Origin of the sequence: Nitrosopumilus cobalaminigenes, from assembly GCF_013407145.1 — an archaeon.
GTDB lineage: Archaea > Thermoproteota > Nitrososphaeria > Nitrososphaerales > Nitrosopumilaceae > Nitrosopumilus > Nitrosopumilus cobalaminigenes.
This window is the reverse complement of sequence record NZ_CP026993.1, coordinates 919,295-935,657: the sequence shown is the minus strand read 5'-3', so window position 1 is coordinate 935,657 and position 16,363 is coordinate 919,295. Positions and strand designations below refer to the sequence as shown.

Genomic DNA, 16,363 nt, shown 5'->3' with positions numbered 1-16,363 from the left:
GATACATACAAAATTGATGAAACAACGACTGAAATTCCTACAATTATCACTAGTTCTCTTCTTGAAAACACACTTGTTCTAAAACTCATGAATTTTCTCCCCAAAGTTATCAAATTAAGCCTATTGATGCCATGTGAGGTTTACTCAAAATCCCACCCATCAACAAAAACAATCTCATCATTTCCTAAATTTACCATGGAATAAGACATGTTCTTTGTTAACTTCATCACCGGTTCGTATGAATTTAGAAAATTACACTCCATGCATATCCAACTTCCCCCTTCTACATGTTCCATTATTTGTTGAATATCTTCACTATCGCAATTGTGGCATCTCGTTGGTTTTTCATCTAATTGTTTAGCTCTGCATATTAAAAGACGTCCATCTGGATCATAATCTGCCATACCTGATATCTATAATTTTATCAAATTAATCTTATTGATATTAATCTGGTTTTACAGTGATAAAACTGAGTTTTTCAGAATCTAAAATCATGACTTTGCAATGTCATAATCTTCTTTCCCATTACCAAACCTTTGCGTAATTATTTTCACTCTGTGTTTTTTACCTTTTTGAATATCTTGAGTTAGCGTAGTTGATTTCCCATCATCATAAAATTTTGATACAATCATCTTTCTTGAAGTATAGAAGTTCTTTACGCCGTCAAATTCTTCTTCAGTTTCGATGTTTATTTCTGTGATGGTTTCTTTCCCTACTTTTTTTTCAACATTTTCAACTTTCACAATGGTGAACACTCCTTTGTCATCCAGTTTTGATAATGATGCTTCAACCATGTCTTATTCCTCATCTTGTCCGTCAGTGTTAATGTTATCACATTCAGGCATTGACATTGAAATTTGATCATTTTGTTTTATCAGATAATCTAAAGTGTTCATGATGGTGCTGATTTTACCCTATTGATAATTTTTTAGGCAAATGAACTTGTTTTTAGGCATGATTTTAAATCATTTCAGGTTCTGACTAAACTTTCAAGAAAAACCCTGGGGTTGGATTATTGATTTTAACTAATTTGTGGTTTATTGATTTAGTTTTTGTTAGATTCTTGTTTCTGCTCTTTGCGTCTTTTCTGTTTAGCGCCGCCGCCAATATTGTGGCCCTTTGGTAATTTCTTAGTCATATCTACTGTCTTCCTGTCGTTCATGTATACCTTTGTAGTTTCTTTAGGATAGTGCCACCTAAACTACTATGTTGACTAATTGTTAAAACGTCAAGAAAAACCAGTAGATTCTTATCTAAAATTTCTAGGCAAAATATATGGCTAAAATTAAGCAAAATTCTCCAGTACTATTCTTCTATAATAACTCAAAAAAATGGTTGGCAAAAATTTCTAAAAATGAATCATTTCATACGCATATTGGAATCCTAAAACATTCTGATGCAATTGGCAAAGAATACGGTTCCAAATTAATTACAAACAAGGACAAGTATGTCTATCTTCTTGAACCTACGATGTATGACTATGTGATGAGAATTCAACATGGAACTCAAATTGTATATCCAAAAGATATTGGTTACATTATTGCAAGAGCCGGCATTGGTGATGGTCAAAAAATTTTAGAAATTGGAACCGGAAGTGGTTCCTTGACCTCTTTTGTTGCAAGTGTTGTAAAACCTCGTGGACATGTATACACATTTGATGTGGATGAAAAATTTATGAAAATTGCTGAGAAAAATATCAAAAAAGCAGGAGTTTCAAAATATGTTACACAACACAATTTGGATTTAAAGACTGCCAAAAAAATGCCTCTTGAAGATATGGATGTAGCATTAATTGATTTGGGGGATCCATGGGTTGTAATTCCTCAAGTTAGAAAGATGCTAAAAGGCAGTGGTAGTATATTTGCAATTTGTCCAACTATGAATCAGTTAGAGAAATTAACTATGGCTTTGGTCGAAAACGAATTTACAGATATAGAATCAACAGAACACATTATTCGAAATATCGAAGCTAGGGAAGGAAAAACACGACATTCTTTTCAAGGCATTGGTCATACTACTTACCTTTGTTTTGCAAGAAAAGCCTTTTTTGGCAGATCAGCTAGAAAAACTACTGAAAAACCACCATCTGTTGAAACTGAGAAAAAACCTTCTACAAAGACTGTTAAAAAATCTACAAAGGCAACCAAGAAATCTGCCTCAAAAACAACAAAAAAGACTACAAAGACTACCAAAAAACCTGCTAAAAAAACAACCAAAAAATCTTCTTAGGCATTTAATACAAAACAAGATTTATTCGGCTATTTACTATGATATTCTGTATGGTGAGAAAAAATCTAACTTTATCTATTGTAAAAAAATTCATTCCTGCTAGAAAAGCAAAATCACGAAAAGGTGACAATGGAATTACATTGGTTGTAGGTGGAAGTTACATCTACCATGGAGCTCCAATTTTATCCTCACTTGCCGCGTTGAAATGTGGCACGGATCTTGTTTACACTTCAGTTCCTAAAATTAATGTCACTCCAACTCGCGCTATTTCTCCAAATCTAATTGTCATTCCTCTAGTTGATCAAAAACTAACTTTGGGTGCTGTAAACAAGCTTATTGGTGCATTACCTCGCAATCTTCATTCTGCAACAATTGGAATGGGGTTGGCAATTCAAGAAAGAAATTCCTTGCTACATTTTGTTAAATCATTATTGGATAGAGATGTTCGTTTATCTTTAGATGCAAGTGCTCTGATTCCTGAAGTGTTGCCCATATTGGCAAACAAGAATGTTGTAGTTACTCCGCATGCTGGAGAGTTTAAAAGATTGTTTGGTGAATCACCCTCCAACTCTAAAAATGAAAGAATCAAACTTGTTGAAAATAAAGCAAAAGAGTTTGGAATTACCGTATTACTAAAAGGTGCAACTGATGTGATTTCAAATGGCTCGACTACTTATCTCAATGAGAAAAAGACTCCTGCAATGACTGTTGGTGGTACTGGTGATGTTCTATCTGGATTAGTTGCTGGATTATTGTCAAATAATAGAAATCCTTTAGAATCTGCTGCTGCTGCAACATTCATCAATGGATTGGCAGGTAAATCCGCTCAAAAGAAGCTCGGATTACATATGACCTCGATGGATTTATTGAATGAAATTCCCTATGTGATGAAGCCATTTGATAGAATTGTGTGACTAGTATGATCCATACAAAATATGTTGATTCCCACATGGATGATCTTGTTTCAGATTTGCAGACGTTAATTCGTCAACCCAGTGTGTCTGCAAAAAATGAGGGTATTGAGGAATGTGCAAAACTAGTTCAAAAACTATTAAAAAAATCTGGAATCAAATCTGAAATATTACAATTAAAGAAAGGTGTTGCTCCAATTGTCTATGGTGAAATAAAATCAAAACAAAATCCCTCAAAAACTTTAATGTTTTACAATCATTACGATGTACAACCAGCTGAACCTTTTGATTTGTGGGATGATCCTCCATTTAGTGGTGTCAGAAAAGGCAATAAAATTTTTGGAAGAGGTGCAACTGATGATAAAGGCGAACTCATTACTCGAATCAAAGCAGTTGAGGCTTGTCTAAAAACAACTGGTGATGTTCCATGTAACATAAAATTTGTAATTGAAGGAGAAGAAGAGACTGGCAGTGAACATATTGAAGATTATCTAAAAAAATACAAAAAGAAATTTTCATGCGATGGTGTTATCTGGGAATTTGGATATGTTGATGCAAAAAATAGACCTATAGTTGGTCTTGGAATGAAGGGACTACTTTTTGTAGAATTATCCGTCAAAGAATCTATCAGAGATGCACATTCTAGTTTAGCTGTTTTGATAAAAAATCCTGCATGGCGATTAATTGAGGCTGTAAATACACTTCGAAACACTGATGGGAAAATTCTCATAAAAGATTGGTACAAAGATGTTTCATCTTTATCAAAAAATGATTTGAAAATTATTCAAAAAGAGCCATTTGATGAAAATGTATTCAAACAAGAATTTGGGATAAAATCTTTTGTAGGGGACAAAAAAGGATTGGAGGCAAAAAAAGCGATGGTCGGTGGTGCCACATGCAATATTGCTGGATTTGTTTCAGGATATACTGGAGATGGGGCAAAAACTGTTCTTCCAGGTAGTGCTTTAGTGAAAATTGATTTTAGATTGATTCCTAAAATGGATCCTAAAAAACAGGTATCACGATTAAAAAAACATCTAAAATCAAAAGGATTCTCTGATGTTGGTATCAAAGTGTTCCATGGTGAAGCAGCTGCTAGAACAAATTCTTCACATCCCTTTGTTTCTCAAGTCAAAGATGCGGCAGACAAATCTTTTGGCACTTCTATTTTGAATGTTTCAAATGCTGGAACTGGTCCGATGTATCCTTTTGTTGAAATTCTAAAAGCTCCCTGCATTTCTATAGGCAGCACATACATGTTTTCAAGAATTCATTCTCCAAATGAATTTGCACGAGTTGATTTACTCAAAAAAACAACAAAGTGTATGTGTTTGATAATGGAAAATTTTGGAAAAAATTAGTGTAAACATCTAGGAATCTTTTTGATGGCTTGAGCAAGTGAAATTCTTCCTGGACCTGCAATCATAATTACTAATGCTGATGCAAGTAAAATCAAATCTAATTCTACACCACCTTTTCCTGTAATGGCTGATGCTCCTTTGACCATGAATATTGCACCTAGCATAATTATTGAAATCAAAGATGCTGATAGTCTACTTAGTACTCCGATGATTAACAAAATCCCTGGAACTAATTCTGCCAATGCAATTGGAATTGCCATTTCAGCTGGTAATCCCATATTCGGTAAGTTTTCTGCAAATCCTGGACTAAACTTTCCTATGCTGTGAAGAATAAAGATCACACCTATGGTAGATCTTAATCCCATGAAGACGATATCATTTAGAAATTTTTCTCTAATCTCAGCAGTAGTCAATACGATATTCCTAATTTTTCAGTATAATTATTTTGCCCACAAATTACACGTGAAATGTAGAAAGCCCTTTATTATGCGGCAAAATTATTTGAAATATGTCAATGTATATGCCAGGAGCAACTGCTGTTGGAATTACTTTTGATGGTGGTGTAGTTTTTGCTAGTGAGAAAAGGATCGCATTTGGAAACTTTCTTGTAAGTAAATCTACAAAGAAAACATTCCCAATTACTCCAAAAGTTGGTGCAACTTGTGCTGGTCTTGTCGCTGATATGCAAATTCTATCTTTACAAATTTCTGCTCTTGCTAAAATTAGAAAAATGGAACTCAAAAGAGATGTTCCTCCAAACACTGTCGCTAAAATGATGTCAAATATGATGTATGAAAGAAGATATTTCCCATTATTGACTCAGGTAATTGTTGGTGGTGTTGTCGATAAACCAATCATGTATACTTTGGACCCATTAGGTTCAGTACTTCCTGATGAATATGCTGCAGTAGGAACTGGAGCTGAAATGGCATTAGGTGTCTTAGACCCACAATTCAAACCAAACATGAGTAAAGATGAAGCAATTGATTTGGCAAAACGAGCAGTTCGTTCAGCCGCACTTAGAGATTCAGCAAGTGGTGATGGTTTGGATGTGCTAGTTATTACAAAAGACGGTACTGAAGAGTTTACTGAAGAAATCAAATAACTAAATTCTTAATTTTAAAAATATTTAATCGTAAATCGTTTTGCCTGTTTCCCAGAATCTATCTGAAATATAATGTATATTTTTAATGACTTCGCCTTTTTCCATACTTTCTAATTCTGAACTTGATACTAGTGATTTACCTACTGCTAAAAATTTGTGTTGTGATTCTTCTACTATGCAAACCAACTTGTCTTTTTCAAATTCTCCGAACTCTTTGATTCCTGGTCGCATCAAATTTGCACCTTTACACATGAATTTGACGGCGCCCATATCTACTGTAACTGCTGGAAATTTTTTCAACATTTCTGTTTCTGATAAAAATGGTAAATAATCATCTTCTACTTTTAGTATCTTTATTCCATCACCTGTGATTATTTGTGCATCATCTAAAATTTGATGAACTTTCACATTTTTCATTTTAGGAATTTCAATTCCCCATCTTTCTGAAACTGTTTTTAAAAGTGATGAAGTTTCACTTTTTGAAATTAAATTTGATTTCAATCTCTTGCAATCTCTTGTCTGATGTCTAACAAGTCTCTTAGAATTGAACTAGCTGTTTCCATGCCTCCTGCACCCTTACCGATAATTGTTTGAGTGCCTGAATGCTCTGAAGTAAAGGCAATTGCATTTAGTGTTCCATTGACACATAGAGGATCGTCTGTAGACACTTCTTTTGGACCTACCACTAGTTCTTTGTTACATGATGCGATTAATTTTATTGAAGAATTCTTTTTTGCGGCTTTATTGATATCATCTAATGTAACTTTACGAATTCCTGTACAGTTGATATCTGGCAATGTAACTTTCATTCCCATTATCCAGTTTGCCAAAATGACTAGCTTTGCTGCTGCATCTAATCCATCTAAATCCAAAGTTTCATCAGCTTCGACGTATCCTTTGTCTTTTGCATCTTTTAGTGCCTCTTCATATGATACACCTGTTCCCATATTTGTCAAAATGTAATTTGTTGTACCGTTGAGAATTCCTGCAAATGATGTAATTCTTTCTCCACTAAGGCTATTTTTAGCATAGTCTAGAATTGGGGTTCCCCCACCTACGGTTCCACTAAATTTGAACATAACTTGATTGTATGTTGCAAGCTCCAGTAGTGATGGAAATGCTAAAGCCAATGGACCTTTATTTACTGAAATTACATGCATTCCTTTTTTCATAGCAGTGGTAATGTGGGTCATCCCTGGTTCTGCATCTTTGTAATTACTTGCAGTTGTCTCAATAAGTACATCAGCTTCGATATTTTTGAGCATGTCTATTCCTGACATTGAATTTTGGGTATCTGCATAATTTTTTACAGTGCCAAATTTTTTCTTTACATCAATTAATTTATTGAAATTTAATCCTGACTTGTCTACTGCACTTCCTTTACTGTCAAACACTCCTACAACTCTTGGTTTTAATCCGTATTTTGCATAAAGATCCTCTGATCTTGAATCAAATAATTTAACTAGGCTTTGACCTACTACCCCAAATCCACACAGTATTATTCTCAAATCATTTCTTTCCTTTTTGAAGTATTGTTGTAGCTCATTTTATTTCTCTTGATTTTCTTATGATTAATTGCGTTTTATTAAATATTTTTGAATTTATCATGTCAATTATTTTGTGACTGTCATTCTTTGTCTTTTTCGTGTTGAAGTGAAATTGAATTTATACAATATCTTTCATTTGTGGGCTTTGGACCATCATCAAATACGTGACCAAGATGTGCTCCACATTTTTTACAGTTCACTTCAGTACGAACCATGCCGTAAGTTGTGTCTGAAATGTATTCTATTTTGTCTTCAGATATTGGTTTCCAAAAACTTGGCCATCCTGAACCTGAATCAAATTTTGAATCTGATGAAAAAAGTTCTTCTCCACAACAAGTACACTTGAAATTCCCTTCAAGTTTTGTATCGTTGTATTTTCCAGAAAATGGTGGCTCTGTTCCATGGTTTATGCAAATCTCATATTGGTCTGGTGTTAACTGCTCTTTCCATTCTTCTGGGCTTTTTTCTATTTTTTCTGCCATACTGTTCTTCTCTCTTTCAAATATTAGAATATTTTTCTATTTTTTCAGTTTTTTTCTCTTCTCTTCTGTTCTTTTTTCAGATTCAAATCTTTCTAAATCATATTCTTTCATGTCTACATATTTCATAATTTTACTTAGATTCGGATGAACTTTGTTTATTTGATTGAACATTTGTTGTGCAACTCTTCTGTAATCTACATGTCCTTGTGGGACTGTTCTTAATTCAATCAGATGACAAGCTTCTCTTAAATTGAATTTCATGAAGTATGGATAGTTGTATCCAAAGTTTACAACATACTGTCCTTGTTCAGGATATTTTGTTCTAATTTTATCAAATGTTTCTTTTGTTTTGTTCATACTATCTTTGAAATCCTTTTCGATTCCAAGAATTTTAATTTCATTTGGCATATTGTAACCATGATCTGTTGTTAGTAGTTGTCTTTCAAGAGTTAATGCCCTGTGTCTATGAAAGTCTCTGAACATCCCATAATTGTTGCACAAATCAAATGTATAATAGACATTTTCAAATGCTCTTGATGGTCTATGGCGTCTATTTGTTCGAATTTTTGTAAATTCATTAATTATTTTGACTTTCTTTTCCTTTGATATTTTTTTGACTTGTTGGAAAATGTTTTGATAAGAAGTACTTGGTGATTGCTCATACATAATACTGGTAATTATTTTGTCAATAGCATTTTTTTCTGATTCATAATCTACAAGTTTTGTTATTGTTCCTTTTTTTGGATTTGATTTAATTTCTTTTGCAGTGATTGATTTTGATTTATTTTTAATATCTTTGAGATATTTTTGGAATGCTTTTCCATACTTGTCGTCTGCTCTTCTGACAAATGATTTGATTGTAGTGTCAAGCTCTTTCTTGATTTTTGAGGCTAATTCTTGCTCTTCTTTTAGCTCAGATGAGCCTAGAACTGTTAAAAGATATTCAAATGCTCGTCCATTCCCAGTTATTCCAACATTAGTTAATGTGGATGCTGGTAGTAATCCTCTAAGAATATCTAGTGCTTTAGCTTTTGTTGAACCGCGATAAATCATATTTGCTGATTTTATGTCTGATTCATTTTTTAATTTAGAAAATAATTTTTCTTTTCCGTCTTTGGAATCTTTAAAACTATATTTTTCTATTGGATATTTTTCTCTGACATAATTCACCATAGGTTCTATATTTTTTGAATAAATGTCAAATGAAAAATTACAACTTTCTTCATACATGTCTGCATATCTTGATTTCATAATTTCAGGATCTCTGTAAAATCTGTACTTTCCATTTTCTTTTTTATTCCATGCAACATATCTTGAAGATTTTTCTAAATATGACAATCCAATTCTTCTATCTTCAATTTTTTTTACTGCAATGTTTGACAATCCTTCAATTGCAATCTGTGCTTCACCTAACTCTGCAACTGAATCATCGCCATATTCTAAAAGTACTCGATTGTAAAATTCCTCACCTCTGTTTTTGTTTTGTAAAAATTCGTCAAGAAATATTCGTCTCATACTTTTGTCAGTTCTACTATATCGTGACATCAATGCACCACGATCAACTTGCCGTGGAGTAATTATTGCAAAGACATTTCCTTCTGTATTTGAAAAGTGATCTGATAGAATTTTTTTTTCTTTAATTGAGAACTCAGACAATAACGTTCTGTTGATTCACAATTATTAATACTCTATTTCTTTTTTCCAATTTGAATTAGATCGGGGCCTTTGTCTCTATCTTTGTCTTGACCTTTTGCTTGCCATCTAAGTAATACTTGTTTGAAGGCTTCGGCATCTTCTTCTTTTTCGGTATACATCAAAGTTGTAACCCAATATCCTTTTTTGGCAGTTTTGCCGCCGATTGAATTCATCCAAAAATCATTTGGCAATGTCTCCATTGCTTTGTTGTTTGGGTCTTTTGGAGCTTCAATCCATCTACTTGCAACAAAATTCAAAATTTGCTCAAGTTCTTCTTTTTGAATCATGAGGCTACTATTTTGTCTCTAAATTTTAAAATTGCTAAAAATGGGCCGATTTTGAGTTTGTGAATTTAATCTTACTAAAACTAAAAACATTTCTTACACTTTGTCGGTTATACAAAATTCTAAACTATCACACATGACAAACGACGATATCGAAATTATCGGTAAAAATGTCAAAGACATGTACGGAACATTCATGGGTAAAGTCGTAGGAACAATAACAGATATTGACGGAAGTATTCAATCCGTTGGCATTGACTGCGGTTCACAAGGATTACAGCAAATCCAATATGAACAATTAGTAGTTCAAGGCGAAGTTGTTATATTCATTCCAAAATGGAGACTAGACTCACAAAGACTCATTCGAGAAAAACAATTAACTCTACGTCGATTAAAAGCATTGATTGACATAGTTTCTGAAAATGATGACATGAAAGCAGATGCAGAAATCATTCATGAAAAATACAAGTCAAAACTTGTATCATTAGATGAAACAGAACACGAAATCAAAGCAATTCTTGAGGCAAGATTGACTGAGCTAAATGATCAAATGAAGTCCGCAAAAATGTTATCGTTTGATGCAAAAGTACAATACAAGAGCAATGAAATCTCTGATGCAACATTTGAGACTGTGAAATCATGCACAACTGAGGTAATTGAGCATGTAACTCACGAAACCGCAGAAATCGCAAATGTAAAGAGTAGAATTGCAGACCTTGAATTGGAAGTGCAAGAGATAACAGCCCCTCCAACACCAGACATCCAAGAATCAGCCCGTTCATATCTGGAGACTTCTGAACAAGAACAACAAGTAGTTCAGACAATACTTCCAGAAGTACCAGTCGAATCAACAATAATACCTTCAGAACCAATTGAGGCCCCTAGTACCCCTATACCAGAACCTCCTACTGAATCTGAGGTAACATTTGCATTTCCAGAACCACCCCAACAGGTGACAGCAGATACTTCAAAAGACGACAATGATAACGATTGGCTTGCTAGAATGGAAGCACAATAATTTTTTTAAATTATTTTTTTAACATTTAGAAAGATCTAACTTCATACACTTTTTGATGTCAGAGACATTTGAAATTGGATTAGGAAATAATGATAATAATTTAAGAAAAAAGGCTGATTCTGACTTTGAATCCTTTTGGGATGAGCAGGCCAAGAATTTGTCTTGGTTTTCACCTTGGGAGAAAACCCTTGATTGGCAACCTCCTTTTGCAAAATGGTTTGTTGGAGGCACGATTAACGCCTCGTACAATGCCCTGGACATCCATCAGGAGACCAAATCCTCAAAATCTGCCATTTTGTGGGAGGGTGAAAATGGGGATTCTCGAAATATTACCTATGGGGAAATATTCATCCAAGTCCAAAAATTTGCAAATGTTCTCAAATCCCTTGGTGTTCAAAAAGGTGATAGAGTAACAATCTATCTTCCCATGGTTCCAGAACTACCAATTGCAATGTTGGCGTGTGCTAGAATTGGCGCTACTCATACTGTGATTTTTTCTGGATTTAGTGCAACCTCAATCAAAGATAGAGTATTTGATTCAAAATCCAAAGTCATCATAACTGCTGATGGTGGATATAGAAGAGGAAAAATTGTTCCACTCAAAGATGTTGTTGATGATGCAATTACAGAACTTGATTTTGTAGAGCATGTCATAGTTCTTGAGCGAACAAAAAATAAAATTTCCATTACCTCTAAAGATAAACTTTGGACTGAATTAATGAATAATGTTTCTGATTCATGTCCTGCTGAAAAATTGCCTAGTGATCATCCTCTTTACATATTGTATACTTCTGGAACCACAGGAAAACCAAAAGGTGTCTTACATGGTACTGGTGGGTATCTAACTCATTTACATTCTACATTCAAATGGGCTTTTGACATTAAAGATTCAGATATTTTTTTCTGTACTGCTGATATTGGTTGGGTTACAGGACATAGCTATGTTGTGTATGCTCCATTTCTTCATGGTGCAACTCAAGTGATGTATGAGGGTGCACCTGATTTTCCAGATGCATCGAGAATGTGGGATATATTACAAAAATACAAAGTTACAATTTTTTACACTACTCCTACTGCCCTGAGGATGTTTATGAAATTTGGAGATGACATTCCAAACTCATTTGATCTTTCAAGTTTACGATTGCTTGGAACCGTCGGTGAACCGATTAATCCTGAAGTTTGGAAATGGTATTTCAAAACCATTGGAAAGGAAAAATGTCCCATCATCGATACTTGGTGGCAAACTGAAACTGGAGGTATGTTGATTTCATTTCTTCCTGGAATTGAGACAATTCCTCTAAAACCTGGATCTGGAACGCGCCCAATTCCAGGCGTGAATATCACTGTAGTTGATGAAAATGGTGATGATGTTGCTCCAAATACCAAAGGATACTTGGTAATCAAAAATCCTTGGCCTGGAATGCTCTTAACTTTGTGGAATGATGATGCAAAATACAAGACTGTCTATTGGTCAAAATATGAGAATTGTTACTATCCTGGAGATTATGCTCTAAAAGATGATGATGGATATCTTTGGTTATTGGGAAGAGCCGACGATGTTCTAAAAATTGCCGGTCATAGAATTGGGACTGCCGAACTTGAAAGTTGTATGGTTTCTCACCCTGATGTTGCTGAATCTGCAGCTTGTGGGATTCCTGATGAAATTAAAGGTGAGGTGATAATCGCATTTGTAGTTTTAAAACAAGGTGTGATAAATGATTCTAATGTTTTAGAAAAACAACTAGTTGATAAAATTAGAACCGATATTGGCGCAATTGCTACTCCTAAACAAATCTATTTTGTTTCAAAATTACCAAAAACTCGAAGTGGAAAAATTATGCGAAGATTACTAAAGGCAATTGGTAATAATGAACAAATTGGAGATGTTAGTACACTCGAAGACGGTGCTGCTGTAACTGAAGTTAAACAAGTTTTTGACGAACTCCAAAAATCAATTAAAGAAAATTTAAAATAATTATTTTTTCAACTCTTCTAAATTAATTGAAGATAGCATTTCAAACATTTTCTTCAATCCATCATACTCTGATTTTGAATTCTCATCTAGTTGATCATATTCTTTTTCTTTAATGTCATCTAATCTTTTGTTTGATTCTTTGAAAAATTCTTGATACTCTTTAATTTTTTCATCTGTCATTTGTTCTAAATCAAAGATTACTGTATTACTTCCAAGCAAGTTTTTGTTTTCGTCATAAAGACTTGTTGCTTGCAATAATCCTGAAAATGTATCTCCGTTTTGCTTTTTGAATGTAATTTTTCTATCTGTTACCTTGCCTGTCTCAAACCAAATTTTTAGAGAATTATTCATGTCTTCCCAGGATTCTTTAGGGACATGCTCAAAGATTGCTTTTCCTATGATTTCTGATTTTGCGTAGCCTAGATTTGCAGCATATGTTGAATTACAGTCCAAAATCACGCCTATGGAGTTAATTCTTCTCCACATAACTGGGGCATCTTTGAGTGTCTTTCTTGCTTCAGTTTGAGGCATTTTTTAAAATTGGATTGACTAGTTATTAAATTGAAATCTTAGAACCATTGATCGAGATTTTGACTCTTTTTCTCTAAAGCTTTTTTTAATCTGTTTAGAGTTGATTGAATTCTATCCTCAGAAAAACTCCTTTCTTTAAGATATTTCATTACTCCTTCATGATCGACATCATTGAATACAATTTCATCCACATCTGCAACTTCTGGATTTAGAAATATCTCTCTTATTTGTTGAAAATCTATTTCTTCTAACTGTTCTTGAATTTGGGGAATGTCTTCCAATCTGGAATGTTGTTTGATTAGTTTCATTGCCGTCTTTGGGCCAATTCTTTCAAATCCGTTTGGATTAAAATCTGTACCAATTAAAATTCCTACATCGATTAATTCTTCTCTTGTCATTTCAATGGAATCTAATACTTTTTGAGTTTCAATAATTTCTGGTAATACGTCAATGTAGGTATTTCTATTTGGAATTTTTCTTCTTCCGCTACTGGTGAAATTTCTTACTAGTCTTTTTGCCCCGCATAAAATAGAATCATAATCTTGACTGGCAGATGCATATGCTTGACCTGTATTTGTTAGATGAGCTGCAGTTGCCTCACCTTCTGATGGTGCTTCAATGTATGGAATCCCAAAATATGTTAGAAATTCTTTTGAGTCTTTTACCATTCCATCTTTCATGCTAGTTGTTTGCTGTGCAAATTTCCTTGCATCTTCCATATTTCCTTCTGCAACTGCTTTTTCATATTTTACAGTGGCATCTTTTTTGATTTGTTTTCTGCGCTCAATTTCAGCAGTTTTCAGTGATGGGGGTTTTCCATCAAAAACATAAACTGGTTTAATTCCTAGTGATAAGAAATTCACATTTCTGTATAATAATCCGCTTAGGTGGCTGGTAATTCTCCCTTCTGCATCTGTTAGTTGTAATCCATCCGGTCCTCTGATACTTGCCAAAAACTGGTAAATTGCATTGTAAGCATCAATTGCTATCACTTTATTTGAAAATGCCTCTAGAGTTGTTTTCTCTCTTATCACCAATTCTTTTAGGTTTAATCCCATGAGAATTCTTGATGTTTTCAGGTATTTTGTGTTTATCCTTTCAAATTGATCGGTAATTGTATTGCATAATTTTAAAATCGGTTTTAATATGCAAATTATTCAAAACTTAGAATGCCTCAAGAAAAATTTCCAGATCATTTACAGGATAAAATTTTTGAAATACGCTCTGATTCTAATGACTCTGCATCCAAAATTATCTCATACTTTCCTTTTTCTGAATCTGAAAAACATGAAATCATTTCAATTCTAAATGATTCAAGTTTTGATAGATTCCATTCCATTTTTACAGATTCTGTAACTGAAGATGAATGGAATAGAACAAAGGATCAAATCAAAAAGAAATTCAAAGATGAATTATTTGATATTGATAAAATTTAATCTTATCAATTCGCTTTATTATGGAGGTATTCTCAGAATAGATGCCGAGATAGCCAAGTAGTACGGCGGCCGTCTCGAAAACGGCTACGCGCAAGCGTGCGGGGGTTCGAATCCCTCTCTCGGCGTTATCTTCTATCTATAGAGATTATTCATTTAAAATTAGTAATTTATTGATATAATTGAAATTTCTTTTTACATTTGCCACAAAAATGTTGTTTTGTTTTCCTACTTTCTTCTCCTAAAACGGAACCACATCTGTCGCATTTTTTTTTAATCATTTTGACTTATTCTATTAGTAGTTTCTTTACATTGCTCACACATAACAAAACCTTCTTTTTTTGCTTGAACAAGAGTGTCAGGAATAAAATATTTCATATTTTCTTTTTTTACATCATAAATTCTGCAATCTGGAGACATCATTGCTAAATTGTGTACAATCATCCTTGCTTTATCTCCCATATGACCTGTCATGATACTTTTTGCTCGTTATCTAATTTCAAACCACTTTGTGAAAAAAGAAATTTTTTATGTATGGATCTGTTATAATCACAATAACTAAGACCTGATAATCTAATCATTAATTGAGCCCAGATGGATTTGAATCGGGAGGATTCTAAATTGAACAGTATTACAAAAAATCAATCTACTTCGTGATGTTATCTTAACTATAAACTGGTTTGCTTTAGGTATGTAAAGAAATTTAATTTTCTTTAAGGGTAAATCCACAATGACTACATAATTCATTTTCTTGTGTAGAATAAGATAAACCACAATTTGAACAAATAATAAAATCAGCCATCCAGATTATAAGAAAACACATCATAAAAGCCCTGGCATATGGGATGCAAGATTTAGAATCTATAATTTCATGTATGTGATTGAATTCTTAATACACATTAGTTTCATCAAATATAGATGATTCATAAAATTCGTTATTTTGAAACAAAGACACTGTCCAAAGGAGTATATCTTCAAGATGTGGTAAATGACTTTCTAGCAGAAAAAGGTGATAACATAATTGCAGTGATGCCGGTAATGGAAAATTCTTTGATAGTTCATTATAAAGAGTAATTTCACCTTTGTTTGCTCTTTTTTCTAGAATGCCTTAGTTCATTTTACCTCAAATGATATTTTGAACTCTTCCAATCTTTCCAGAATCTAATTCTACTTTAATTCCATGAGGATGAAAATGACTAGAAGTAAGAATTCGTTTAACTTTTCCATCTGTTAGATTTCCTGTACGTTGATCATGTTTTTGTATAATCTGAACCATCATACCAACTGTCAATTTGTTTCTGGGTGGGGGGCTACTCATAACCAATAGTTCTCATGCCTACACATGGCTTGTTTCCTTTGCTCCAGCATTTACAAGAACAAGAAACAGCTTTTCCACTTTCCAAATCTTTGACGACTTTATGAAAAACCCCTTCCCTGATTTTTGATTCAATCATTATTGTTTCATATTTATCTTGATCTGACTCAACCAATATTGAAAATTGCATTTTATGGTGTATTAGATTTTCTGTTCAAAATGTTTAAACTAACTTGATTGCTGAAAATCTTCATGACTAGTGAAACTGAATCAAAAATTCAAGATTCAAACATTTCAACTGCTGAATTAATTTCACATTTTCGAGAAAAATGTAAAATTTGTGGCCATCATCGTATAATGCATAATGAATTAGGTGCATGTGAGGGAGTAATGAACAAACCCTGTACATCTGGCTGTGACAAGTTTGAAGCAGAATGAGTGATCTTTTCAATTCTGAGATTATTCTAATTCTTTAAT

At 33.4% G+C, this 16,363-nt stretch carries 21 protein-coding genes, 1 tRNA gene and 1 pseudogene; 10 read left to right on the top strand and 13 right to left on the bottom strand.

Annotated features, from left to right (window positions below; translation table 11 throughout):
* Positions 1 to 140: 140 nt before the first annotated feature.
* Entirely contained in the window at positions 141 to 404 is a 264-nt protein-coding gene (locus C5F47_RS05805) for a hypothetical protein (protein WP_179360164.1), read from the bottom strand.
* Between the two features lie 87 nt (positions 405 to 491).
* On the bottom strand, positions 492 to 794 hold the full coding sequence (locus C5F47_RS05800) for a hypothetical protein (RefSeq protein ID WP_179360163.1): 303 nt from the start codon (positions 792 to 794) through the stop codon (positions 492 to 494).
* A gap of 481 nt (positions 795 to 1,275) precedes the next feature.
* Here C5F47_RS05800 and C5F47_RS05795 point away from each other — a divergent pair, with 481 nt between their 5' ends.
* The 3 genes from C5F47_RS05795 to C5F47_RS05785 are packed head-to-tail and all read left to right on the top strand — an operon-like array spanning position 1,276 to position 4,501.
* On the top strand, positions 1,276 to 2,229 hold the full coding sequence (locus C5F47_RS05795; RefSeq protein ID WP_179360162.1) for a tRNA (adenine-N1)-methyltransferase: 954 nt from the start codon (positions 1,276 to 1,278) through the stop codon (positions 2,227 to 2,229).
* Between the two features lie 50 nt (positions 2,230 to 2,279).
* The gene (locus C5F47_RS05790; RefSeq protein WP_179360161.1) at positions 2,280 to 3,143 is read left to right on the top strand and encodes an NAD(P)H-hydrate dehydratase; all 864 of its coding nucleotides are present in this window, start codon (positions 2,280 to 2,282) and stop codon (positions 3,141 to 3,143) included.
* Positions 3,144 to 3,148: 5 nt separating this feature from the next.
* Entirely contained in the window at positions 3,149 to 4,501 is a 1,353-nt protein-coding gene (locus tag C5F47_RS05785) for a M20/M25/M40 family metallo-hydrolase (protein WP_179361803.1), read from the top strand.
* Here the strand turns inward: C5F47_RS05785 and C5F47_RS05780 are convergent.
* Positions 4,498 to 4,914, bottom strand: a complete 417-nt coding sequence (locus tag C5F47_RS05780; RefSeq protein ID WP_179360160.1) for a DoxX family protein — start codon at positions 4,912 to 4,914, stop codon at positions 4,498 to 4,500. The two genes, C5F47_RS05785 and C5F47_RS05780, sit on opposite strands and share 4 nt — an antisense overlap.
* Positions 4,915 to 5,009: 95 nt before the next feature.
* Between C5F47_RS05780 and C5F47_RS05775 the strand changes: the two genes are divergently transcribed.
* The gene (locus C5F47_RS05775; protein ID WP_246271043.1) at positions 5,010 to 5,606 is read left to right on the top strand and encodes an Ntn hydrolase family protein; all 597 of its coding nucleotides are present in this window, start codon (positions 5,010 to 5,012) and stop codon (positions 5,604 to 5,606) included.
* 24 nt (positions 5,607 to 5,630) lie between these two features.
* Here C5F47_RS05775 and C5F47_RS05770 read toward each other — a convergent pair whose 3' ends face one another.
* From C5F47_RS05770 to C5F47_RS05750, 5 genes and pseudogenes are all read right to left on the bottom strand, one after another.
* Positions 5,631 to 6,107, bottom strand: a complete 477-nt coding sequence (locus C5F47_RS05770) for a PUA domain-containing protein (protein WP_179360159.1) — start codon at positions 6,105 to 6,107, stop codon at positions 5,631 to 5,633.
* A pseudogene (locus C5F47_RS05765) lies at positions 6,104 to 7,123 on the bottom strand (homoserine dehydrogenase); the annotation flags it as partial. The gene C5F47_RS05770 and the pseudogene C5F47_RS05765, both read right to left, overlap by 4 nt.
* A 110-nt stretch (positions 7,124 to 7,233) precedes the next feature.
* Positions 7,234 to 7,635, bottom strand: coding sequence for a peptide-methionine (R)-S-oxide reductase MsrB (gene msrB, locus C5F47_RS05760; protein ID WP_179360157.1), 402 nt, complete (start codon positions 7,633 to 7,635; stop codon positions 7,234 to 7,236).
* A gap of 36 nt (positions 7,636 to 7,671) precedes the next feature.
* Positions 7,672 to 9,291, bottom strand: coding sequence for an FAD-dependent thymidylate synthase (locus C5F47_RS05755; protein WP_179360156.1), 1,620 nt, complete (start codon positions 9,289 to 9,291; stop codon positions 7,672 to 7,674).
* Positions 9,292 to 9,323: 32 nt separating this feature from the next.
* Complete coding sequence (locus C5F47_RS05750; RefSeq protein ID WP_179360155.1) at positions 9,324 to 9,617, bottom strand: hypothetical protein; 294 nt, start codon at positions 9,615 to 9,617, stop codon at positions 9,324 to 9,326.
* Positions 9,618 to 9,750: 133 nt separating this feature from the next.
* Between C5F47_RS05750 and C5F47_RS05745 the strand changes: the two genes are divergently transcribed.
* Together C5F47_RS05745 and acs are read left to right on the top strand one after the other, a co-directional pair.
* Positions 9,751 to 10,632, top strand: a complete 882-nt coding sequence (locus tag C5F47_RS05745) for a CdvA-like protein (protein WP_179360154.1) — start codon at positions 9,751 to 9,753, stop codon at positions 10,630 to 10,632.
* A 55-nt stretch (positions 10,633 to 10,687) separates the two neighbouring features.
* Positions 10,688 to 12,607 (top strand): acetate--CoA ligase, encoded by a 1,920-nt coding sequence (acs, locus tag C5F47_RS05740; RefSeq protein ID WP_179360153.1) that lies wholly within the window; start codon positions 10,688 to 10,690, stop codon positions 12,605 to 12,607.
* On the opposite strand, the gene C5F47_RS05735 is transcribed toward acs, so the two are convergent.
* The gene (locus tag C5F47_RS05735; RefSeq protein ID WP_179360152.1) at positions 12,608 to 13,138 is read right to left on the bottom strand and encodes a PAS domain-containing protein; all 531 of its coding nucleotides are present in this window, start codon (positions 13,136 to 13,138) and stop codon (positions 12,608 to 12,610) included.
* 38 nt (positions 13,139 to 13,176) lie between these two features.
* Positions 13,177 to 14,196, bottom strand: a complete 1,020-nt coding sequence (fen, locus tag C5F47_RS05730; RefSeq protein WP_179360151.1) for a flap endonuclease-1 — start codon at positions 14,194 to 14,196, stop codon at positions 13,177 to 13,179.
* Between the two features lie 111 nt (positions 14,197 to 14,307).
* On the opposite strand from fen, the gene C5F47_RS05725 reads away from it, so the two are divergent.
* Positions 14,308 to 14,574: a hypothetical protein gene (locus C5F47_RS05725; protein ID WP_179360150.1), complete on the top strand. Its 267-nt coding sequence runs from the start codon at positions 14,308 to 14,310 to the stop codon at positions 14,572 to 14,574.
* Between the two features lie 43 nt (positions 14,575 to 14,617).
* A tRNA-Ser gene (locus C5F47_RS05720) sits at positions 14,618 to 14,699 on the top strand.
* Positions 14,700 to 14,844: 145 nt separating this feature from the next.
* On the opposite strand, the gene C5F47_RS05715 is transcribed toward C5F47_RS05720, so the two are convergent.
* Entirely contained in the window at positions 14,845 to 15,045 is a 201-nt protein-coding gene (locus C5F47_RS05715; protein ID WP_179360149.1) for an Ada metal-binding domain-containing protein, read from the bottom strand.
* Between the two features lie 444 nt (positions 15,046 to 15,489).
* Here C5F47_RS05715 and C5F47_RS05710 point away from each other — a divergent pair, with 444 nt between their 5' ends.
* Positions 15,490 to 15,645: a hypothetical protein gene (locus tag C5F47_RS05710; protein WP_179360148.1), complete on the top strand. Its 156-nt coding sequence runs from the start codon at positions 15,490 to 15,492 to the stop codon at positions 15,643 to 15,645.
* 49 nt (positions 15,646 to 15,694) lie between these two features.
* Here C5F47_RS05710 and C5F47_RS05705 read toward each other — a convergent pair whose 3' ends face one another.
* Together C5F47_RS05705 and C5F47_RS05700 are read right to left on the bottom strand one after the other, a co-directional pair.
* Positions 15,695 to 15,889, bottom strand: a complete 195-nt coding sequence (locus C5F47_RS05705) for a YwbE family protein (RefSeq protein ID WP_179360147.1) — start codon at positions 15,887 to 15,889, stop codon at positions 15,695 to 15,697.
* On the bottom strand, positions 15,882 to 16,076 hold the full coding sequence (locus tag C5F47_RS05700) for a hypothetical protein (protein ID WP_179360146.1): 195 nt from the start codon (positions 16,074 to 16,076) through the stop codon (positions 15,882 to 15,884). The genes C5F47_RS05705 and C5F47_RS05700 overlap by 8 nt, the downstream gene beginning before the upstream one ends.
* Positions 16,077 to 16,138: 62 nt before the next feature.
* On the opposite strand from C5F47_RS05700, the gene C5F47_RS05695 reads away from it, so the two are divergent.
* Positions 16,139 to 16,324, top strand: coding sequence for a hypothetical protein (locus tag C5F47_RS05695; protein WP_179360145.1), 186 nt, complete (start codon positions 16,139 to 16,141; stop codon positions 16,322 to 16,324).
* Positions 16,325 to 16,363 lie beyond the last annotated feature (39 nt).